This is a genomic window from Imperialibacter sp. (genome assembly GCF_048007035.1).
Lineage (GTDB): Bacteria > Bacteroidota > Bacteroidia > Cytophagales > Cyclobacteriaceae > Imperialibacter.
In genome coordinates, this window is record NZ_CP180355.1 from 6,134,313 (window position 1) to 6,150,684 (window position 16,372).

The 16,372-nt window shown below is 39.9% G+C and carries 13 protein-coding genes; 4 read left to right on the forward strand and 9 right to left on the reverse strand.

Annotation, left to right across the window (positions count from 1 at the left end; genetic code table 11):
* Window positions 1-379: 379 nt before the first annotated feature.
* The 4 genes from ACMVP2_RS26015 to ACMVP2_RS26030 all read left to right on the forward strand — a co-directional run bounded on the left by ACMVP2_RS26015 (window position 380) and on the right by ACMVP2_RS26030 (window position 6,306).
* The gene (locus ACMVP2_RS26015) at window positions 380-3,907 is read left to right on the forward strand and encodes a hypothetical protein (RefSeq protein WP_416865760.1); all 3,528 of its coding nucleotides are present in this window, start codon (window positions 380-382) and stop codon (window positions 3,905-3,907) included.
* Window positions 3,907-4,380, forward strand: a complete 474-nt coding sequence (locus ACMVP2_RS26020) for a response regulator (protein WP_416865761.1) — start codon at window positions 3,907-3,909, stop codon at window positions 4,378-4,380. Before ACMVP2_RS26015 ends, ACMVP2_RS26020 begins: the two co-directional genes overlap by 1 nt.
* Window positions 4,358-5,596 (forward strand): hypothetical protein, encoded by a 1,239-nt coding sequence (locus ACMVP2_RS26025; protein WP_416865762.1) that lies wholly within the window; start codon window positions 4,358-4,360, stop codon window positions 5,594-5,596. The genes ACMVP2_RS26020 and ACMVP2_RS26025 overlap by 23 nt, the downstream gene beginning before the upstream one ends.
* A gap of 227 nt (window positions 5,597-5,823) precedes the next feature.
* Window positions 5,824-6,306: a hypothetical protein gene (locus tag ACMVP2_RS26030; protein WP_416865763.1), complete on the forward strand. Its 483-nt coding sequence runs from the start codon at window positions 5,824-5,826 to the stop codon at window positions 6,304-6,306.
* 242 nt (window positions 6,307-6,548) lie between these two features.
* Here ACMVP2_RS26030 and ACMVP2_RS26035 read toward each other — a convergent pair whose 3' ends face one another.
* The 9 genes from ACMVP2_RS26035 to ACMVP2_RS26075 form a co-directional block, all read right to left on the reverse strand.
* Window positions 6,549-6,974: an HU family DNA-binding protein gene (locus ACMVP2_RS26035; protein WP_416865764.1), complete on the reverse strand. Its 426-nt coding sequence runs from the start codon at window positions 6,972-6,974 to the stop codon at window positions 6,549-6,551.
* A 431-nt stretch (window positions 6,975-7,405) separates the two neighbouring features.
* Complete coding sequence (locus ACMVP2_RS26040; protein WP_416865765.1) at window positions 7,406-9,349, reverse strand: hypothetical protein; 1,944 nt, start codon at window positions 9,347-9,349, stop codon at window positions 7,406-7,408.
* Window positions 9,350-9,357: 8 nt separating this feature from the next.
* Complete coding sequence (locus ACMVP2_RS26045; protein ID WP_416865766.1) at window positions 9,358-10,050, reverse strand: hypothetical protein; 693 nt, start codon at window positions 10,048-10,050, stop codon at window positions 9,358-9,360.
* Window positions 10,047-10,313, reverse strand: coding sequence for a hypothetical protein (locus ACMVP2_RS26050; RefSeq protein ID WP_416865767.1), 267 nt, complete (start codon window positions 10,311-10,313; stop codon window positions 10,047-10,049). The genes ACMVP2_RS26045 and ACMVP2_RS26050 overlap by 4 nt, the downstream gene beginning before the upstream one ends.
* A gap of 22 nt (window positions 10,314-10,335) precedes the next feature.
* A complete protein-coding gene (locus ACMVP2_RS26055) occupies window positions 10,336-11,064 on the reverse strand; it encodes a hypothetical protein (protein ID WP_416865768.1) in 729 nt (242 codons plus the stop codon).
* A 1-nt stretch (window position 11,065) separates the two neighbouring features.
* The gene (locus ACMVP2_RS26060; protein WP_416865769.1) at window positions 11,066-12,958 is read right to left on the reverse strand and encodes a hypothetical protein; all 1,893 of its coding nucleotides are present in this window, start codon (window positions 12,956-12,958) and stop codon (window positions 11,066-11,068) included.
* The gene (locus ACMVP2_RS26065) at window positions 12,955-14,013 is read right to left on the reverse strand and encodes a S8 family peptidase (protein ID WP_416865770.1); all 1,059 of its coding nucleotides are present in this window, start codon (window positions 14,011-14,013) and stop codon (window positions 12,955-12,957) included. The genes ACMVP2_RS26060 and ACMVP2_RS26065 overlap by 4 nt, the downstream gene beginning before the upstream one ends.
* Window positions 14,010-15,095, reverse strand: coding sequence for a hypothetical protein (locus tag ACMVP2_RS26070; RefSeq protein WP_416865771.1), 1,086 nt, complete (start codon window positions 15,093-15,095; stop codon window positions 14,010-14,012). Before ACMVP2_RS26070 ends, ACMVP2_RS26065 begins: the two co-directional genes overlap by 4 nt.
* Before the next feature lie 1,096 nt (window positions 15,096-16,191).
* Window positions 16,192-16,353 carry a hypothetical protein gene (locus ACMVP2_RS26075; RefSeq protein ID WP_416865772.1) on the reverse strand — a complete coding sequence of 54 codons (162 nt, stop codon included), beginning with the start codon at window positions 16,351-16,353 and terminating at the stop codon, window positions 16,192-16,194.
* Between the last annotated feature and the right edge of the window lie 19 nt (window positions 16,354-16,372).

A 16,372-nucleotide genomic window follows, 5' to 3' on the forward strand; every position in this document is an offset into this window, starting at 1 on the left:
CCTATGCCTGCTGTACGGGATGTATAATTTACCGTTCAGGGAGAGGTTTATTTGACAAGTACAAATTTTTGCCTCGTGGCTTGAGCTTGCCTTTATTGAATTTTTTACATCCTCTTGTGATACGGTCATTGTCATACAGGCAACCAAAACTATTATCTGTTCGGTTTATCAAATTATTTATAAATTAGGGTCTGTTTCTAAAATTTATTCAACTTAGATTTCTTAAAAAAAACCTCAAGACCCAAATATCAGCCGATTGGAATACACACCTAAAATCCTAACGCTGCAGTTTCGTGTCTTTTTGGCTAAAGCAGAGCTTATTTTCTATCCATATCAAAAACAGCCACTGTTTGTATTGTAACTCGTCAGACTGCAACAAATGAAAAAAAATACAGCTTCCACATCTAGGCTAATAAGGAGAGATGTCAAACGAAAGATTGCGACAGATAAACTTACAAACAAACGAGAACTTCAGGACATTCTTTATCGGATGAAGTATAGTTTAAATCATGAAATAACTTCATCGATAATTGATACACTTTCCATTGACATTAAAAATTACCTACTGGGAAGGCCTTTACCTGTTTCAATGAGTGAATTAGGCCGTGATGGCATATCTCCATTTAAATTGTCATTCTTTTCTGAGGTAAGTTGGCTTTTTGTAGCCTTCCAATATTATCACAAGGAAATTCAACTCTTTTTGCATCATGAACGAGAGTTTGAAACGGCATTTTTGAAAGGTAACTATCAAGCTGCCGAGCAAGTACTAAATCACATTGAATCTAATATTTGCACTTCGTTTTGGGCAATCGAAAAAAGGCTTCTCCTAGAAGAGTATATCAAGCCTTCAAGGACGAAAACTAGTGGGTTAACTGAAGCTATAAGGAATGATTCAGAGAGGCTCGTAAAGATATTTTCCTCCTACCTATCTACTCGATTTGAACGAGACTTGCCTCCAGCAAGATACGATGATCTGGTAAACAAATTTGCAGCAAAGCAACGACAGCAGGTTTTGTCAAACTATTTTCTTTTTAGGCTTAACTATTTCGAAAATTTAGTGATTGAACAGCCCGAATATGCGCTGTATCTAGAATCCAATTTCTCAGTTGTCGATCGATACTTGACATTTATTCAAGTGGTTGTCTCCCTTCTTTGTTCAAAGTCCTCACAGGATCAACATGTAGCCACAGTTCGGCCATTTGTCGTTAAACTTTGCAGAATTATTAATGATCCCAGGCTAAAAAATATTTGCCTTTTGTTGGGCGACAAAGTTGAAACTAGCGAGGATAACAAAAGCGACGTTGTCGAGGTTAAAGAACTTTTTTTTGATGGAAATTTCACAGCGTGTTTTAAGCATGCGCATTTGACAGTAAAGCAAGCCCCATATAAGATCGAGGCAATTGAATACCTGATCAAATCCTGTATCATATTGAATTGTCCTATTCCTACAATAGGAAACTCGAAGTCATTAGTAAACATAATCCTACAGCGCCTCAAGGATATTTTTACACTTAGTAACGATTACGATTTGGCTATGTACGAAATGAACAAAATTGCCAAATCGATAGCTTGCCCGATTTGGTGTGGACGCCTCGTTAAAATTTTGAACGATTTTCAACCCGTCGGATTGAAACAGTATAATTTTGAACTCCATTCCGAATTAATGGCGGAATACTTGTCGACAAATCTTTCGCAGCACCTGGAAGACTCAAAAGCTATTGAAAACTTTTGCAAAGCGCATGAGTCTTTTAAGCCTTATTCTTCAAGCGCTTACACTGATTTTCGCCTAAAAAAAACCAAAGAGCGTAGCCAGAAGAAAAGCTTGTTTAATTCTTTAAATGAAGTGAAATGGTTCGAGAGCCAAGGCTGTCTCAACGAAGCTACTGATATTCTGGAGGAGATAGAATGTAGCAGTGAGATTCGAGAGCTTCTAACTGTTAAGTTCGTATTTATCGAAATTGTTAAAGCAAAAGCAAGGGTTTATCATGCGAGCAAACGGACTAGTGAGGCTATTGAATTAATTTGTCATGCGATCATTTCAGATGAGAAAATTATCTCGGCGCTCTATAATCAGGAATTGCTTCAAAATGTTTTCAACTCCAAAGATTCTATCATTTTAAGTAACATATGCGTTCCAATTTTGGCACGTGTGTATGAGCCAGACCAGATCAACAACATCTGGATAGCATATGATAATTTTATGTATGAAAATGGCTATACATTTCCAACTGAGTTGTTTAACTCAGACTTTGTCAATTCAGATTTAAAAAGGTTTTTCTTATCATACGTATGCATACAGGATGTCTATGATTCGTCTCCATTTTTTACTAGCCCAGAGCATCTGGACAATGAACGAATAGAAATATGCAATTATCTATGTTTGATAGATCCTGAACAAAAAAACGGATACATCAATGAGATAACCGAAATCGAGACCAGAACCTTGATAAAAAGAGGAATAAAGGAAATTGACGAGAGTAAAATCTATGTTGATACGGTTGGAATAAAAAGGGAGATATCTAACGAAGTTAAAGAGAGGTTCGCTAGAGGCCGCGAATTATACAAGTTAAAAAAAGAGCAAATTGAATATCTCCTTGAAATGTCATCAAGTGTTCTTCTATTATATGTACCAAAAAAAGATGACGAACGGGGAGTCGTCAAATTTGATGAGTCTACTACCAAAGAATTGGGGATTGCCAATCATCCTCATTTTGAGAACTTCAAAGAGACCTTTTTATTGATCAGAGATAGGTTTATTTCAAGTAATGAGTTTGGACTAGATTCATACATCAGCATTAGGATTAGGCATGGGACTCTCTTGGGTGAGATTCGTAGCATTTTTGATCGATACAAATTAATAACCAAAAGAAATTCATACACTAAACAGTATGAACCGAATGATTATTGGATTGAAAAACTTTGCCAGAACCAAACAAATAGTGCTTCGGTGAAAGATCAGTTTAATATTTTTTCGGCAGCTGTCGACGAATTGTCGGAAGAAATAAAAAACTCACATCTACAGATAAAAACTGAAGACAAGGCCTCAATTGGGTTATTTGATTATAAATATAGCACAACTCAACTTATCAGTCTTTATGAGGATACATTTTATGAAATTGACGACCATGAAGTTTTTTTTGAAACTGTTATCACTAAGCTTTGGGAACGAACAGAGGAGAACTTAACCAATCTTAGAGATAAATTTCAAAACGAGTTTTGCAATGTTCTTTTAAAGCGGTTGGACACGCTCATGGAAAATATTGGCCATTCAAAATACCAGTTACTGGGTGATACAAATGAGCTAGTGAGAGATGTCACAGCCTGCAAGACTGATACGACTAATGCATTGGAAAAAATATCTCTTTGGTTTAGAAGAAGCTATAGTAACAGCATAAATGAGTTCGATATACGCCTCGTAGTAGATATATGCTTTTCTATAGTAAATAAGATGCAACCTCAGACACCAATTCTGCACCCAAATCTTAACATCGACAGCAAAGTGATATTCAAAGGTGAGTTCTTCACCTTCTTTATAGATATCCTCCGCAACATTCTTGACAATATTCTCAAACACTCAGAATTAGTTGAACCTGAACTAAACGTAGGCTTGAGTATTACGCACGCTAATGGAAAGCTAAGAATTGAGTTGGAAAACAATGTGGCGTCAACTGTCAATCTAAAGAATGAGAACAAGAACATTGCGACTACACAACATAGAATTGATAAAGCGCAAGAACAAATATTGGTCAAAGGAGAAAGCGGGTCAGGCTACCTAAAAATAAATAGTATTTTGAAAGGTCATTTGAAAAGGAAAAAACGTCGAATCAAACTTGACCAGATCAATCAAGATAGAATATTTAAATCTCTTGTTGAATTTGAGTTGGAGAACCTACTAAAAGACTATTGATGAAGGTTTTAGTTATCGAGGACGATCCAAATAAAGCTACCCAAGTTTTGAATTTTTTAAATGAACTCGAGTCCATTTCCTCGGTAGCACACAAAAGGTCATATCAATCTGGTTTGAAAGAACTCTACGATTCTGAATATAATCTTGTCTTGCTAGACATGTCCTTGCCAACTTATGACATTCGCCCAGGTGAGGATGCTTATAAATTTAGACATCTTGCGGGGCATGATATTCTTTCTGAAATCAAACGAAAAAAAAAGTTAGCAAGAGTCATAATTGTCACACAATTCGAACGGTTTGGAGAGGGGAGACAATACATATCATTAAAGGATTTAAGAATGACCCTTCGTCTTGATTTTCCAGAGAGTTATGTCGATACCATTTCATACCATCCTGGAAGAACAACTTGGAAAGAAGAATTAGTTAAACTGATTGAAAAAGAGAAAAGGAATGATAAAGATTCTAGTAGTTGAGGACAACCCGACAAAATTGAAAACACTGAGACCACTTTTGGATAGCATTCCGGAAGTCTCTGAATACAAGATATGTCATGATGCGACTGAAGCTAGGAGGCTCCTAGCTACATCTTTTTATGACCTGGCAATTTTAGATTTGAACATCCCCAAACGATTTGGCGATGACCCTAACGCTGAAAATAGTGTAAACTTAATTCGTGAGTTAGGTCAAAGTCAAAGATTAGTAACACCATCTTTTGTTATTGGTTTGACTGAGTTTGATGAGCTAAGAGTCAGGCATAGAGAAGATTTTGAGGAGCATTTTTGGTCAATTGTGCTTTATGAGGCAAGTTCCATAACATGGGAACGTCAGTTGCGTTCAAAGATCAACTATTTGATTAATGCCAAGTCTTCCATGCTGGTATCCTCATCAAGTGAACATCAATTTGATCTAGCTTTTATAACGGCTTTAAGAATTCCAGAACTTGACTTTGTTCTAAAATTACCATGTGATTGGCGTCCTTTCAAACTATCAAATGATCCAACTGAATACTACCATGGCGAACTAAAAATTGAAGAAAAGAAATTTTCGTTGATTGCTGCTTCGGCACCCCAAATGGGGATGGTCGCAGCTTCTACACTTACGATGAAACTCATACATTCCTTTCGCCCAAAGTATGTGGTGATGACTGGGATAGCGGCGGGTATTAGAGGAAAGTCAAATTATGGTGACATATTAATTTCCGAATTGGCATTCGACTATACAAGTGGCAAGGCGACCAAAGACTCCAATAGCAAAGAAGTATTTCAGCCCGATTTTAAGTCAATCGGACTTTCTAGGGATTTACTCGAATGCGCCACATCTTGCAGAGGAAACAGGTCTTTTTTAGACGGGATTAAAAATGATTGGGTTGGCGATAGTACACCTAGCCATAGTTTAAATGTTCATATTGGTCCAATTGCCTCTGGAGGAAGTGTAGTGGAAAACACTTCAATACTTGAAACAATTACCGAACATTCAAGAAAATTGATAGGGATCGACATGGAAACCTACGGAGTCTACTATGCTGCAAATAATTGTAGTAAACCAAAACCAAAGGGTGTAATTTCGATAAAATCTGTTTCTGATTTTGCGGATTTGGAAAAGTCGGACAACCATCAGAACTATGCATCCTATACTAGTGCTAATTATGCTTTGAAGTTCTTTAAAGACAATGTTCTGAAGTCCGAATGAATAGCCTGCGGAGCCAAAACACTCTCATCGTAATTGAGTTTCCATGGGCAATTTTTCGGAGCCGCTCCTGTAGCAACTCATTAAACCCTTTTCCCGCTATTCGACATGGTAGCCTGCGCATGTCGAACCTGGGATAACAACCGATCTCTGATCGGCGCCTTTGAGGCAGTTAATATGCCCATTTTTTTATTTAACTATGGAACTTGGGAGGGCATATTGGCAATCAAATGAAATACTTAGCCATACTTATTTTTGTAGTAACTGCACAGACAGTGAGCTACGGTCAAACCAGTCTCGCATCACTTCAGGGAATTTGGAAGGAGCATGTGGATGGGTTTGAATCATACGTAGTGATAAACGGTCATAATTGGCACACCATCACGATACTTGACGGTGAGGTAGATGTCTCATTGGACTGGTTTGGGTTCCTCGATAGTAAAGACCTGGAAGTTCTGAATCCAAGAAGTTTAGCTGACACCGGGATGCATATCGTTTTTTTAACCTATAGAAAGTCTATTCCTTCCTATAACGACTCGTTGGATATCAACTACTACAACTTCTACCAGTACGATTTAGGTGGGAATAGCTTTACCTACTATGCAAATTACCCAGTCTCATTAACGAGGCTTGAAAGTTTGCCTCAAAGCGTATTGAAACAGTTCGATATCCAAAAATCCACGCTAACCTATTTCAAGGAGCTAGAAGAATAAACACGGCGTTTCTACAGCTTCAGAGAGCAGTGTCAAATCTTACTTTTGCCGGCTAAATTAACCCAACAAAAAAAGGCCCGAAGGCCTTTTTTATCATCTTAACCGGCAGTGAAACTGCTCACTTCCGGGGCTTTTTACGTCGGGTCTTTAAAAGCTGGCGGTGAGTTCTGGTTTTCCGGCCAACTTTTCCGGAAAGTTCGCCGTCTTTTTTGAACTCCTCACCAACTTTCTCAGGCCCTGAATCAGGGAGTGCTGCCGTTGCTGGGCTCTGGTGGCATGGTGCCATTGTTGATCCGCTTAAAGTCAGCTGCCTGCAGCGTTCTCATAAAAACTTTGCCTGGCCTGAACCTTACCTTGGCAGCGGCAATATGGCTCTTTTTGAACTCCTCAGGGCTGGTGGCTCCCTCCGACTTTACACTGGTGTAAAAAGTACCGAGCTCCCCCAGCCTGACGATCTTGCCATCGGCAAGCATCTTGGGGATCATGGTAAGCAAAGCTTCTACCACAGCCATGCTGTCGGTAGGTGTTACAGTAGACCTTTCAGCGATTTCCTGGGAAATGTCCCGCTGGTTGACTTCTCCTGTGGCGTTCACTACGGCATAGAACTTTGCCGGGGCACTCTGGTCGATGGGATTCTTTCTTCCCACGATGTTAAAAGAGATGGACATACGTTTAGTTTTTGGTTAAAAAATAATTACTTACTGTAATTCAGTTTTTTATGTCAAAAAAGCAAACTATTTGTTTAATTATTTTAACTCAAAAACATGCTATTTAAGTGCTTAATATTGGATAAATACAAAGGCCATTTGATAGTTCTCATTGAAGAAGTATCAATTTGTCTTTGAAAAGTTCTATTTCTGGGGTTTTCAGAAAATATGTGGGGTTTTGGGACTTAAGGGGTGGTTGTGGTGGTTTTTTGGGAGGTTGATGCAGAGCTAGCAAAACGCTGACAAGGTCGAAGCGGTAGCATTGTCAACTGAAATGGCTTTGGTGTTGGGACAGCTACTATTGCTTTATCGTCAACACCCAATGTTTGCAATTTTCACTCTATGCCTTCTTAAAAGAAGGCTAAAAAATAGGAAGGCTACACTATGCCTTATTATTGAATCCCATATGCCCGTTTCAGTTTCTTGCTCTCCTTGTGTACCAAGTAAAAGAATTCCACTTGAGTAGTAATTTTCGGATCCAATAGTCCCTTTCGATTGTCATTATAGTCAGTAACCATCTGGTTAATAAAATTCGAATGTTCGTAATACGACAAATTCGTTTGTGTTTCTAACCAGCGCACTATCTGAGCTTCAGAGGTACCCGATTTAATCAAAGCCTCTCCGTATAACTCAAAATCATTTTTAAATAATGTTTTCATTTGGTTCATCACCAAAATAGATGACCTCAAATCTCCATTAGAAGCGTATTTGTTAGCAATCAGCCTCAGCGAGTTGTCAGAAAGCTGGGCATCAAATTTTAGATAGTTTTCATACAATACTTTTAGGCTTTCAGTATTTGCCGAAGCAAAAGTTGTGAAATAATTTTCTGCCTTTGCTACTAAACTCTTGTATAATACTCCAGCCTTTTCAAGTCGACTATCATGAGTAATTTGTTTTTTTTCGCTATCTATTGTTTCTATCAGAAAAGTCATCATCGGAAAAAAGTCAACCCGTTCGAGCTTTAACTTTGCTTCTATAACAAGAAACTTAGCTAGTGTGTTAGTTGGGTCTAACTGGATGCTTTGCAGACAATTTCTGAGCGCCTCTTCATACTGACGTTCAATAAACATATTTCTCGCCGTAAAGTAGAGCATCTCAGCCTTAAATACCGAACTTAGGCTTTCAATGCTGTTTATTCGATTAATGGCCTCCTTCATAGCGCTTGCGTCCTTGTTTTTTGAGCCTTCCTGCATTTTTAAAAGCAATGCATCGATATCATTTGGGTGCCTGAATAAATAGGTGTTCAAATAGGTGCGGCCTTTGATATAGTCATTTAGGTAGAAGCTTCTCTTTGCAAGCATCAAATATCTCTTATTTAACAGTAATTGGTTGATACCGTCAGAACTAAGCATTTCAAGCGAACTAATAGCTGTTTGAGATTGGTCGGCTGGCATTTTTTCAATAGAAGTTAACTGATCAAGAAATCTTTGATTTTGCCTTTCAGCGGCTACCTTAATTAGGACATCCTCGTCCTTCCAACCATCCTTAAATGCAGTCATTCTTTCGAGCTTTGTTGGGTAGCCCTCCTCCAATTCGTAATTAGCAAGTAAAGAATCAACTGCGGCATAGAATACCTCATCAGATATATGTGCTTCCATTTTTCTTACCCACCTACCGGCAAACTTGTCTGCGTCATACTCTTGCTTTGCTCCTGAAGAATGACCAACCATGATATGTCCTATCTCATGAAGTAAAATAATCTTCAACTCGGTTTGATTAATACGACCAGATAAATCGGCAAGATATTCGGGGTTGTAGAATAAATTTACATGCACCATTGGCTCACCATCCAACTCTATCAATTCCTTCTGCTCTCCAAATGTTTCTAGCGTAGGTGCCTTCCATAATTCAATTTGCAACTCGTTAAGACCAAATGATTGCAAATATCTTTTCAGCAATACTTTATGCTCTTCATCTGCTTCCAGGACGGGGAAAAAATCATCTCCTACTGGTGTAAAGCCATTTACACTCTGGGAATTTACATTTCTTTTTGGGTTGAAATGGCTGCTAAATTCGTAGCGTTTTAGATTGCCAATATCCTCACAGGACAAAGTATACTCTAATGGCGCATAATGGGCCGCCGATCGAATGTCGAGTCGAAGTTTAATCACCAAGTCACCACAAGGGCTTAGCTTTGCAAGTCCATTTTTAACAAAATCAGTGTGCCTAAGCACCTTCACTGGGTTATTTCCGTCATACACTTCAAATCTGTATCCTTTTCCTTCCGAAACAAGGTCGACGGATTCATCGCCATTGAGGATGACCTGAAGCTTTGATTGTGAAAATAAAGGCTGCGAGATAAAAATCAGGCAAATAGATAGCTTTATACAGTTCATAACTCATCTTAAGATTTTAGTGACTCTCTAATAGTGAACATCAGATAGATCAGTGAAATAAAAAGGACGACACTAAGGCTGGCAGTAAAGTGATTCATTAAAAAACTCATTAGAGAATGAAAACCAAAGCCTGTTTCCACTTTGAACTCTGAAGAAATATATTCAGAATAGAATGTAGGAGGTTGTTTGGAGTTCGTTAAAACAAATAACTCTACTAGGTTTCCCGGTTGTAAGTCAACGATTTTTACTCTCTGTAATTCGGCGCAACTGTCCTCAAGCGTAACTTTGGGCCTAAGAAGCCCAAAACCAGGAATCAGTTTATAATCGGCAATCAGGACATTATTAATGCTGGCATACAAAAGCTCCATATATATTGAATCAATTTTTGATCCATCCAGAGTGATATTCTCAACGTCATATTGAAAGAGGTAAAGTTTAGCACAACTAAGTTCTTTACAACTCATTCTGTCATTTTTCATTTTCGCTAATTGGTTTTCAGCCAGTAAACTATCTACGGGCGACGTACGTACATTTTTAGACGTAATCTTTACTACCTTTTGATCCCAGGAATAGCTGATGAGAAAACTTAATATTCCAAAAACGAAAAGAAGCCCTTTCGGAAACTCTCGCATCAAAAAGAACGCTTTCAAAAAGCGATAACCATACGGTTGAAGTTTCTGTTTTGGTTTAAATTTTTTCACTTAAAAAACTGAAAAATGTAAATTGAATAGTTTGGATCAAAAAAATATAAATTAGAAATAGCAAGTTGATTATCCTTTTTCCAATTAATCAACTTACCGATAATTCCTCCAATGAACCCAAGTAGTTCTGGACCTAGCAACATCATCCAGATACTTCCAGAGGGTTCTTCCTTTTGCATTTTTTTGTTTGACATAGTAGTATAATAATTATTAATCCATCGTTCCAGCTTTTGATTTTGAGAGCCTTGTTCGATAGTTGCCACATGATGTTCTATTTGCCATTGTCTAGTTCTCTTGTTTGACTAATAGGCAGTATTGCTCAGTGTTATAAATATTGACCACTTCTACCTTGAAATCCGCTGAATCCATTGTGCCTGGAATTACAAACTCACTCAGACCGATTTCAGAATAAGGGTTCCCCCAGTCGTAGGTATAGCCCAACCTTGTCCAAATAATTTTCGGTTCCTTAGCATAGGAAGCCTTGAGATTTTCAAGGTACCATTTCTTAAAACTGTTTGGCCCCGCTACAAAATCATCCATCATAAACTTGCCTACGGACATTACGTTTGCGTCGGGAGCCGGGCGAAAGACATCGTCTCTTTTCACCTTGAGTTCTACGAAGTATTGTTTGTCGCTGGACAGACGCAAACCGAGTAGCTGCTTTAGTCTGGCCTCGGCTTTGTCCAAGTCAGTAAATTTCTCCTTGTCACAGAAATTCTTCAGGTCGGGCACAGCTGTTGCCCACACATTAAATCCCTTTACTTCCAGAGGCTTGCCGGTGGACCAGCTGTCCTTATAGCCTTTCAAACGCTCACCGCTGATCCAGGTAACCAGCAGAACGGAGTCTTCCTCCAAAACACGGAGACCATTATAAAACTCGCCGGGCTCCATTTTGATGGCATCATCCGCCGCCGCAGCGTAGCGGCCCCCCGGGTCGGTGGTGTCTGTTAACTCTTGACTGCAATTGCAGGAGAAGAGGAAGAACAACGATATGATGGGGATGGTGATTTTCATCTCATCTGGATTTGGTGTAGAAGTTGATGATAGGGATGTCGACGGCCAAGAAAGTCTTGATAGCGAAAGTCGGTGCGTTTGATAATGTGACAGCTGAAGAGGTAATTTGTCGAAGCTGCGGCCCCATCTGCCCTCCAATGCCCCATGAGAGAGGTATTTTGTTAAAGCCTCGGACATAATAAAGTCCTGGTGCAAAGATATTACTGAGAGTTACCTCTGGGAGTTCCTCTGTTTTTGAGTCATCGAATCTTAGTTGAGAAAAAGCGCTTATGTCTACACCTGAGAAAAATATAGAGTTCGACACATTTTTGACCTTTCCGGATTTGCACGATTTCTGTTTACCCCAATTGAATGCGACTCCTACCGGGGTGTACAAGCCAAAAATACCTTTCCATTCTTGCGTGTCTCCATTCATTTCCGTGCCACCTGAGGGCCCTACGTATGCATTTAAAGAAACATTGAATGTAGAATTCTTTTTTATCGAGGCGCTTCCAACAGGAAGAGCTATTGCCTCAATGGCCGACTGTATCTGATCCGAATTTTCAGCCTGGGCCACATTGGCTATAAAGGTACCATACCTGATGAGCTGCTCATCCCAGGTAAAGTGTGTACCTAATACATTTTTTAACAGACCAGAAGCATCCAGGATCAAAGCATTGTAATGCCGTTCATTAATATCTATATAAACGTCGTTGACTAAATCCATAATTTGAGTTACACCAGACAAAGCGGGGATTGCGAATCTCGGATCTAAGTTTTTCGTTTCGTCCAAATGCCTGATCAGGGCCAATGTTGAATTAAAAACATCTGCATAGGAATCTATTTTTTCTCCCGCTTCCTTTTTTTCCTTAATTCCTTTTATAGCGACATCCAGATTATTGGCATTGTAAACCAGACCTTTCAGGAAGTCTTTATAGTGTTCTATCTTCGTGACATTTGTAGCTGCTTCATTTAGGTAGTCACGAAATGGGCGGCTGAAAATCGTTTCTGTTCCATGTTTCTCATATAAGAGGCCGAGATAAATCTTGAAGGTGATAGGATCCAGTAACAGATCCAAAGAATCTAACCCGATCCAATATTTGTCAGGGTGCCTCGAGGTGATGGAATTTGAGAAGATGCTAAATAGTTTAATACTCTCCTGAACATTCGCTAATGCCGTATTGCCCGTTGTGAGGGCCTGCCCCTTCAACTGCTCAATGGCTTTCGCCGGGTGAACACCACTTTTTATATTGTTGACGATTATTAGTGCAGAGATAAAATAATCTATTTTCTGAGCGGCAACAGGGTCTGTTGCGACTAGTGCGGCTTGTTTAGCTTTTAGAAAAGGTTCTAATTGCCTCAAAATTCCTTTAAGATCGTCATCAAAAGCTTCTTTAAGCGTATTCAAATAGCTGGAATAATGATAAATCTCCTTATCCACGACTAGTAATACAGCTTCTGTTTTTGGAAATAGCTGTTTGAAGTCGGAATTGGCAGAAATAGCAGATTTGAAATCTTGAAAGAACGCAATGCTTAGTTCTTGCTTGGTTCTTTCGACAAGGAATTTAGCAAGGCCGTCTGCAACGTTGGTGACATTGAGGCCGCCCGTACCAGAAACAACAGAAGTCAAAATTCCTGAATTTCGACCAGAGGAACCGCCACCCGAGACTATGTAATTATTCAATAGTGGATTACCAGCCCTTATAGTTGCAAGTATTGCTCGATCATCTAAGGTAGATTGATTTGCTATATAATTACGAAGAATTCTAATATAGCCATCCAAATCTCCAGGGCGTGCATCAAATTGGCCTGCTTGAATATATTTTCTAAGCTCTAGCGCATCATAATATGGGGATTGAGAATAGCAGTGTACTACTCGCAGAATAAGTATAAAAAACACTGTAATCTTTTTCATAATTGGAGAGTTGATTTGGGTTGAATAAGATTGAAACTGAAACCCCCTTCTTTTTTCCTTTGAGAATATTTAAAAAGAGTGTTTTTTATTTTGCTTGGATTCAGGCTGGGATCCCTCTGCTTGAGAAGGGCCACAATACCTGAAACAAACGGTGTTGCCATACTTGTGCCTGTTTCCGTAGTGTAAGAAGAACCTTTCCAGGTAGATTTTATATCAACTCCAGGCGCACATATGGTCAGGTCATTGTATCGAACTGTCCCGTCCCAGAGCTTCCCTTGAATATCAACAGCTCCTACAGAAATGCAGGCTTTGTATTTAGCGGGGTATTGACCATCAGGACTTGCTCCCTGATTTCCAATCGCAGCCACAACAACTATATTTTGATGACCTGTTAGTTCATCTATCTTTTGTTCAATCTTAATCAAGTCATCTGGGATTCCACCAGAAATAGAAATGATATCTACCTTTCCAACCATCCAGTCAAGGGCACCTAACAAAACATTTTCTCTGATCCCTGAATTGACAGAGTTCATAATTTTAGCGATATAAAGCTCAGCGTTTGGTGAAACCCCAAAAACACTCCTCAATCCCTTGGATGCAATAATTCCGGCACAGTGTGTGCCATGGCCATCCCAGTCATCATAGTCATCATTATTTCCGACGAAGTTATATCCTAACTTTATCGAATGGACTAGCTCTGGGTGGTCCTTTTGAACTCCAGTATCAAGAATTCCAATTTTAATACCGTTACCTTTGAACGACTTCCAGATGTCATTTATGCCATACTGTTCTATTGGCCATTGTAGTAATTCTGGGTCTATTGGCAAATCTAAAGGAGACTGTGGCTGAATTGCAGTAATCCCCTCAACCCCTCCGCTCCAAACAAACGACCCATTGTCAAGCTTATACCAAACATCAATACCATCAACTACATCGCCATTGACCAAGTCGACAATATTTACTTCCTGACCGGCAACGTAATGTTTATCCTTGCTGGCATTGACGCTGGGTGCTCCACGTTTGTTGAGAGCGACTTTTATTCTTGCCTTGATCATGCTTTCACATCTAAGATTTCCTGATTCGAATTTGCAATGTTGGCTTTGGCCTGCTCAGATCGTGTGGGCTCCTGCACCGACCCCCTCAGCTTGACGAGTTTATTGAGCAAGTCGAACCAAAAAGGTGCTCCAAGCGAAATAGCGAGGGCTGTAATAAAATAGCCAAAAAAATCATCAAATAGTTTTCTCCAAAAGCAACCGCACCAGGGCGCTATAAACGTAGAATTTTCGATTCCAAGTATAGCGTGAGCACTATTGATCTGTTCCTGAACTTCTTTTTTTTGTTCGTTAAGTATCTTTAGATTTTCTTCATAAAGGGTGTCAGAAGGAGCCTCCTTTGGTCTTGGATTTTCTTTAATGTAATCAGACGCCATTTTGACCAATTGCTCACGGGCCTCTTTGTCATAAGAAAGTTTTTTAGCCATTTTGAACGTACTGGCATCAAAAGAAACGGCCATCAAAATACCGATGATCAGTAGCCATACCTGATTGTTTCTTTTAAACCACGCTATACTCCTCTCCTGGGTGTCTTCGAACCAGTTTTCGAGCAGCACCCGGAACTTTTCAAGGTCGTTGTTGGCATCATCCAAAAGAGACTGAATATGTGCCCTTGTGTCCGAACCTGCAGCAAGTGCGTTGATCCCATTTTGAATCCTGGTCAAAGGTGTGTTACCGACCTGGTCTTTCTTCAAGCTGTCCAGAAGTGCCTTTGAAAAGCTTCCTGCCGTCAAATACGAAGGTTTGGTGAAAATGCCCCCGTTACTTAGGTATTTGATGGAGGGCTGATTGTAGAAATCAAAAAACAACTTCTTCTTTTTATCAGACTTTTTTACCAAGCCAAGAAAGTCTCTTGCAGTTAAAACAATACCTATTAAATATGCACCGACTTTAAGGCTAAAAAAAGGATGCTGGCTTTTGTATTCATCGTCCACCAACATTCGGTTAATGGAGTGCTTTAAGTTTCTTGCCCTGAGACCAATCCAATTAGAAATGATCTCCATAATGACTGTAGCAAATAAACTGTAGAGCAGGTATATAAACACCAACCCTATCACAACATCCAATGCAACGCTTCCGGTCATATTGTAAGCATTTAGTTCCTACGAGTAAAACATTAACTTTTGGGCTAACCTCATGGATGTCAACGACTATCTTCTCACAACCTCATTTCCGCTAGTGTTGACATGGAGTTATTCATATCCATATAAACCATGTTAATTTAGGTATAATTAGAATCAAAAATATATACCTAAAAATTGGTATTTTTTGATACTACAATCTCTATAAGATAACTATTTTGATATTTAATATGATTTTTTTAAGTAATCTACTTAACTGGTGGTAGTGATTTTGTGGTAACAGCTGGAAATCTTCCGAGTTATCGCTTTCGAAATATTAGCATGGGGAAACTGAGCCCGGCAGTAAAAACCGATTTCTAACCCAGCAAAGGCAGTGCTCTACTTCCCTCACCGTGCCCCGAAATGGGAGCTGGCGCTATGAATAAAGGCCCTTGCCTCTCCGATCATTAAAGGGGTTGCACTTGCAGAGTGGCTAGAGTAACCCCTTTAATCAAGCCACTTTGTTCCGGAAGAGTGTACAAGGCGGGAAAAGTGTGCTCGGTTTCAGAAAGGCTACTGAGCTCCGAGTTGCGGAAAGCAGAAACAAAGACTACAAAAGTTTTGTCTGTTAGGCGTAAGGCGGCTTGGCTGGCAGCGGCGCTTCGAATAACCTACGCTGGATGGGCTCCCAAACTTTTGTAGTCTGGAGAGTGCTGGCCAGCTGGTACTATCAAAAAGACCTTTGTCGCTCTGATCATCAAAGGGGTTACACTTGCAGAGTGGCTAGAGTAACCCCTTTAATCGAGGCATTTGGCTCCGGAAGGGTGCGCCAGGCGGGGGAAGTTTAATTGGTTTTAGAAAGGCCATTGAGCTCCGAGTTGCGGAGAGCAGCAACAAAGACTACAAAAGTTTTGTCTGTTGAGCATAAGGCTGCTTGGCTGGCAGCGGTGCTGCGAAAAACCTGCGCTGGCTGGGCTCCCAAACTTTTGTAGTCTGGGCAGCGCTGGCCAGCTTGCACTATGAAAAAACCCTTTATCGCTCCGGTCATTAAAGGGGTTACACTTGCAGAGTGGCTAGAGTAACCCCTTTAATTAGAACATTTGGCTTCCGGAGGGTGCTACTACTTCCCTACTCTTACTTCATAGGTAAAGAGGTAATTGCCACTATTTCTCACATGCAGGGCATAGGTGCCACGAGCGGGGAAAGTGTGGATGATGTTGTACAGTCCGTCTGCTTCCGGAGTGACCTCAGGACTGAGATCAAGTACATGGCTTCCCTGCACAATTTGTACGGTCAGCTCT

What these genes read in the sequence shown, in the direction of transcription:
- ACMVP2_RS26015 (WP_416865760.1), top strand. Translation starts at nt 380, where the DNA reads ATGAAAAAAAATACAGCTTCCACATCTAGGCTAATAAGGAGAGATGTC.
- ACMVP2_RS26020 (WP_416865761.1), top strand. Translation starts at nt 3,907, where the DNA reads ATGAAGGTTTTAGTTATCGAGGACGATCCAAATAAAGCTACCCAAGTT.
- ACMVP2_RS26025 (WP_416865762.1), top strand. Translation starts at nt 4,358, where the DNA reads ATGATAAAGATTCTAGTAGTTGAGGACAACCCGACAAAATTGAAAACA.
- ACMVP2_RS26030 (WP_416865763.1), top strand. Translation starts at nt 5,824, where the DNA reads ATGAAATACTTAGCCATACTTATTTTTGTAGTAACTGCACAGACAGTG.
- ACMVP2_RS26035 (WP_416865764.1), bottom strand. Translation starts at nt 6,974, where the DNA reads ATGTCCATCTCTTTTAACATCGTGGGAAGAAAGAATCCCATCGACCAG.
- ACMVP2_RS26040 (WP_416865765.1), bottom strand. Translation starts at nt 9,349, where the DNA reads ATGAACTGTATAAAGCTATCTATTTGCCTGATTTTTATCTCGCAGCCT.
- ACMVP2_RS26055 (WP_416865768.1), bottom strand. Translation starts at nt 11,064, where the DNA reads ATGAAAATCACCATCCCCATCATATCGTTGTTCTTCCTCTTCTCCTGC.
- ACMVP2_RS26060 (WP_416865769.1), bottom strand. Translation starts at nt 12,958, where the DNA reads ATGAAAAAGATTACAGTGTTTTTTATACTTATTCTGCGAGTAGTACAC.
- ACMVP2_RS26065 (WP_416865770.1), bottom strand. Translation starts at nt 14,013, where the DNA reads ATGATCAAGGCAAGAATAAAAGTCGCTCTCAACAAACGTGGAGCACCC.
- ACMVP2_RS26070 (WP_416865771.1), bottom strand. Translation starts at nt 15,095, where the DNA reads ATGACCGGAAGCGTTGCATTGGATGTTGTGATAGGGTTGGTGTTTATA.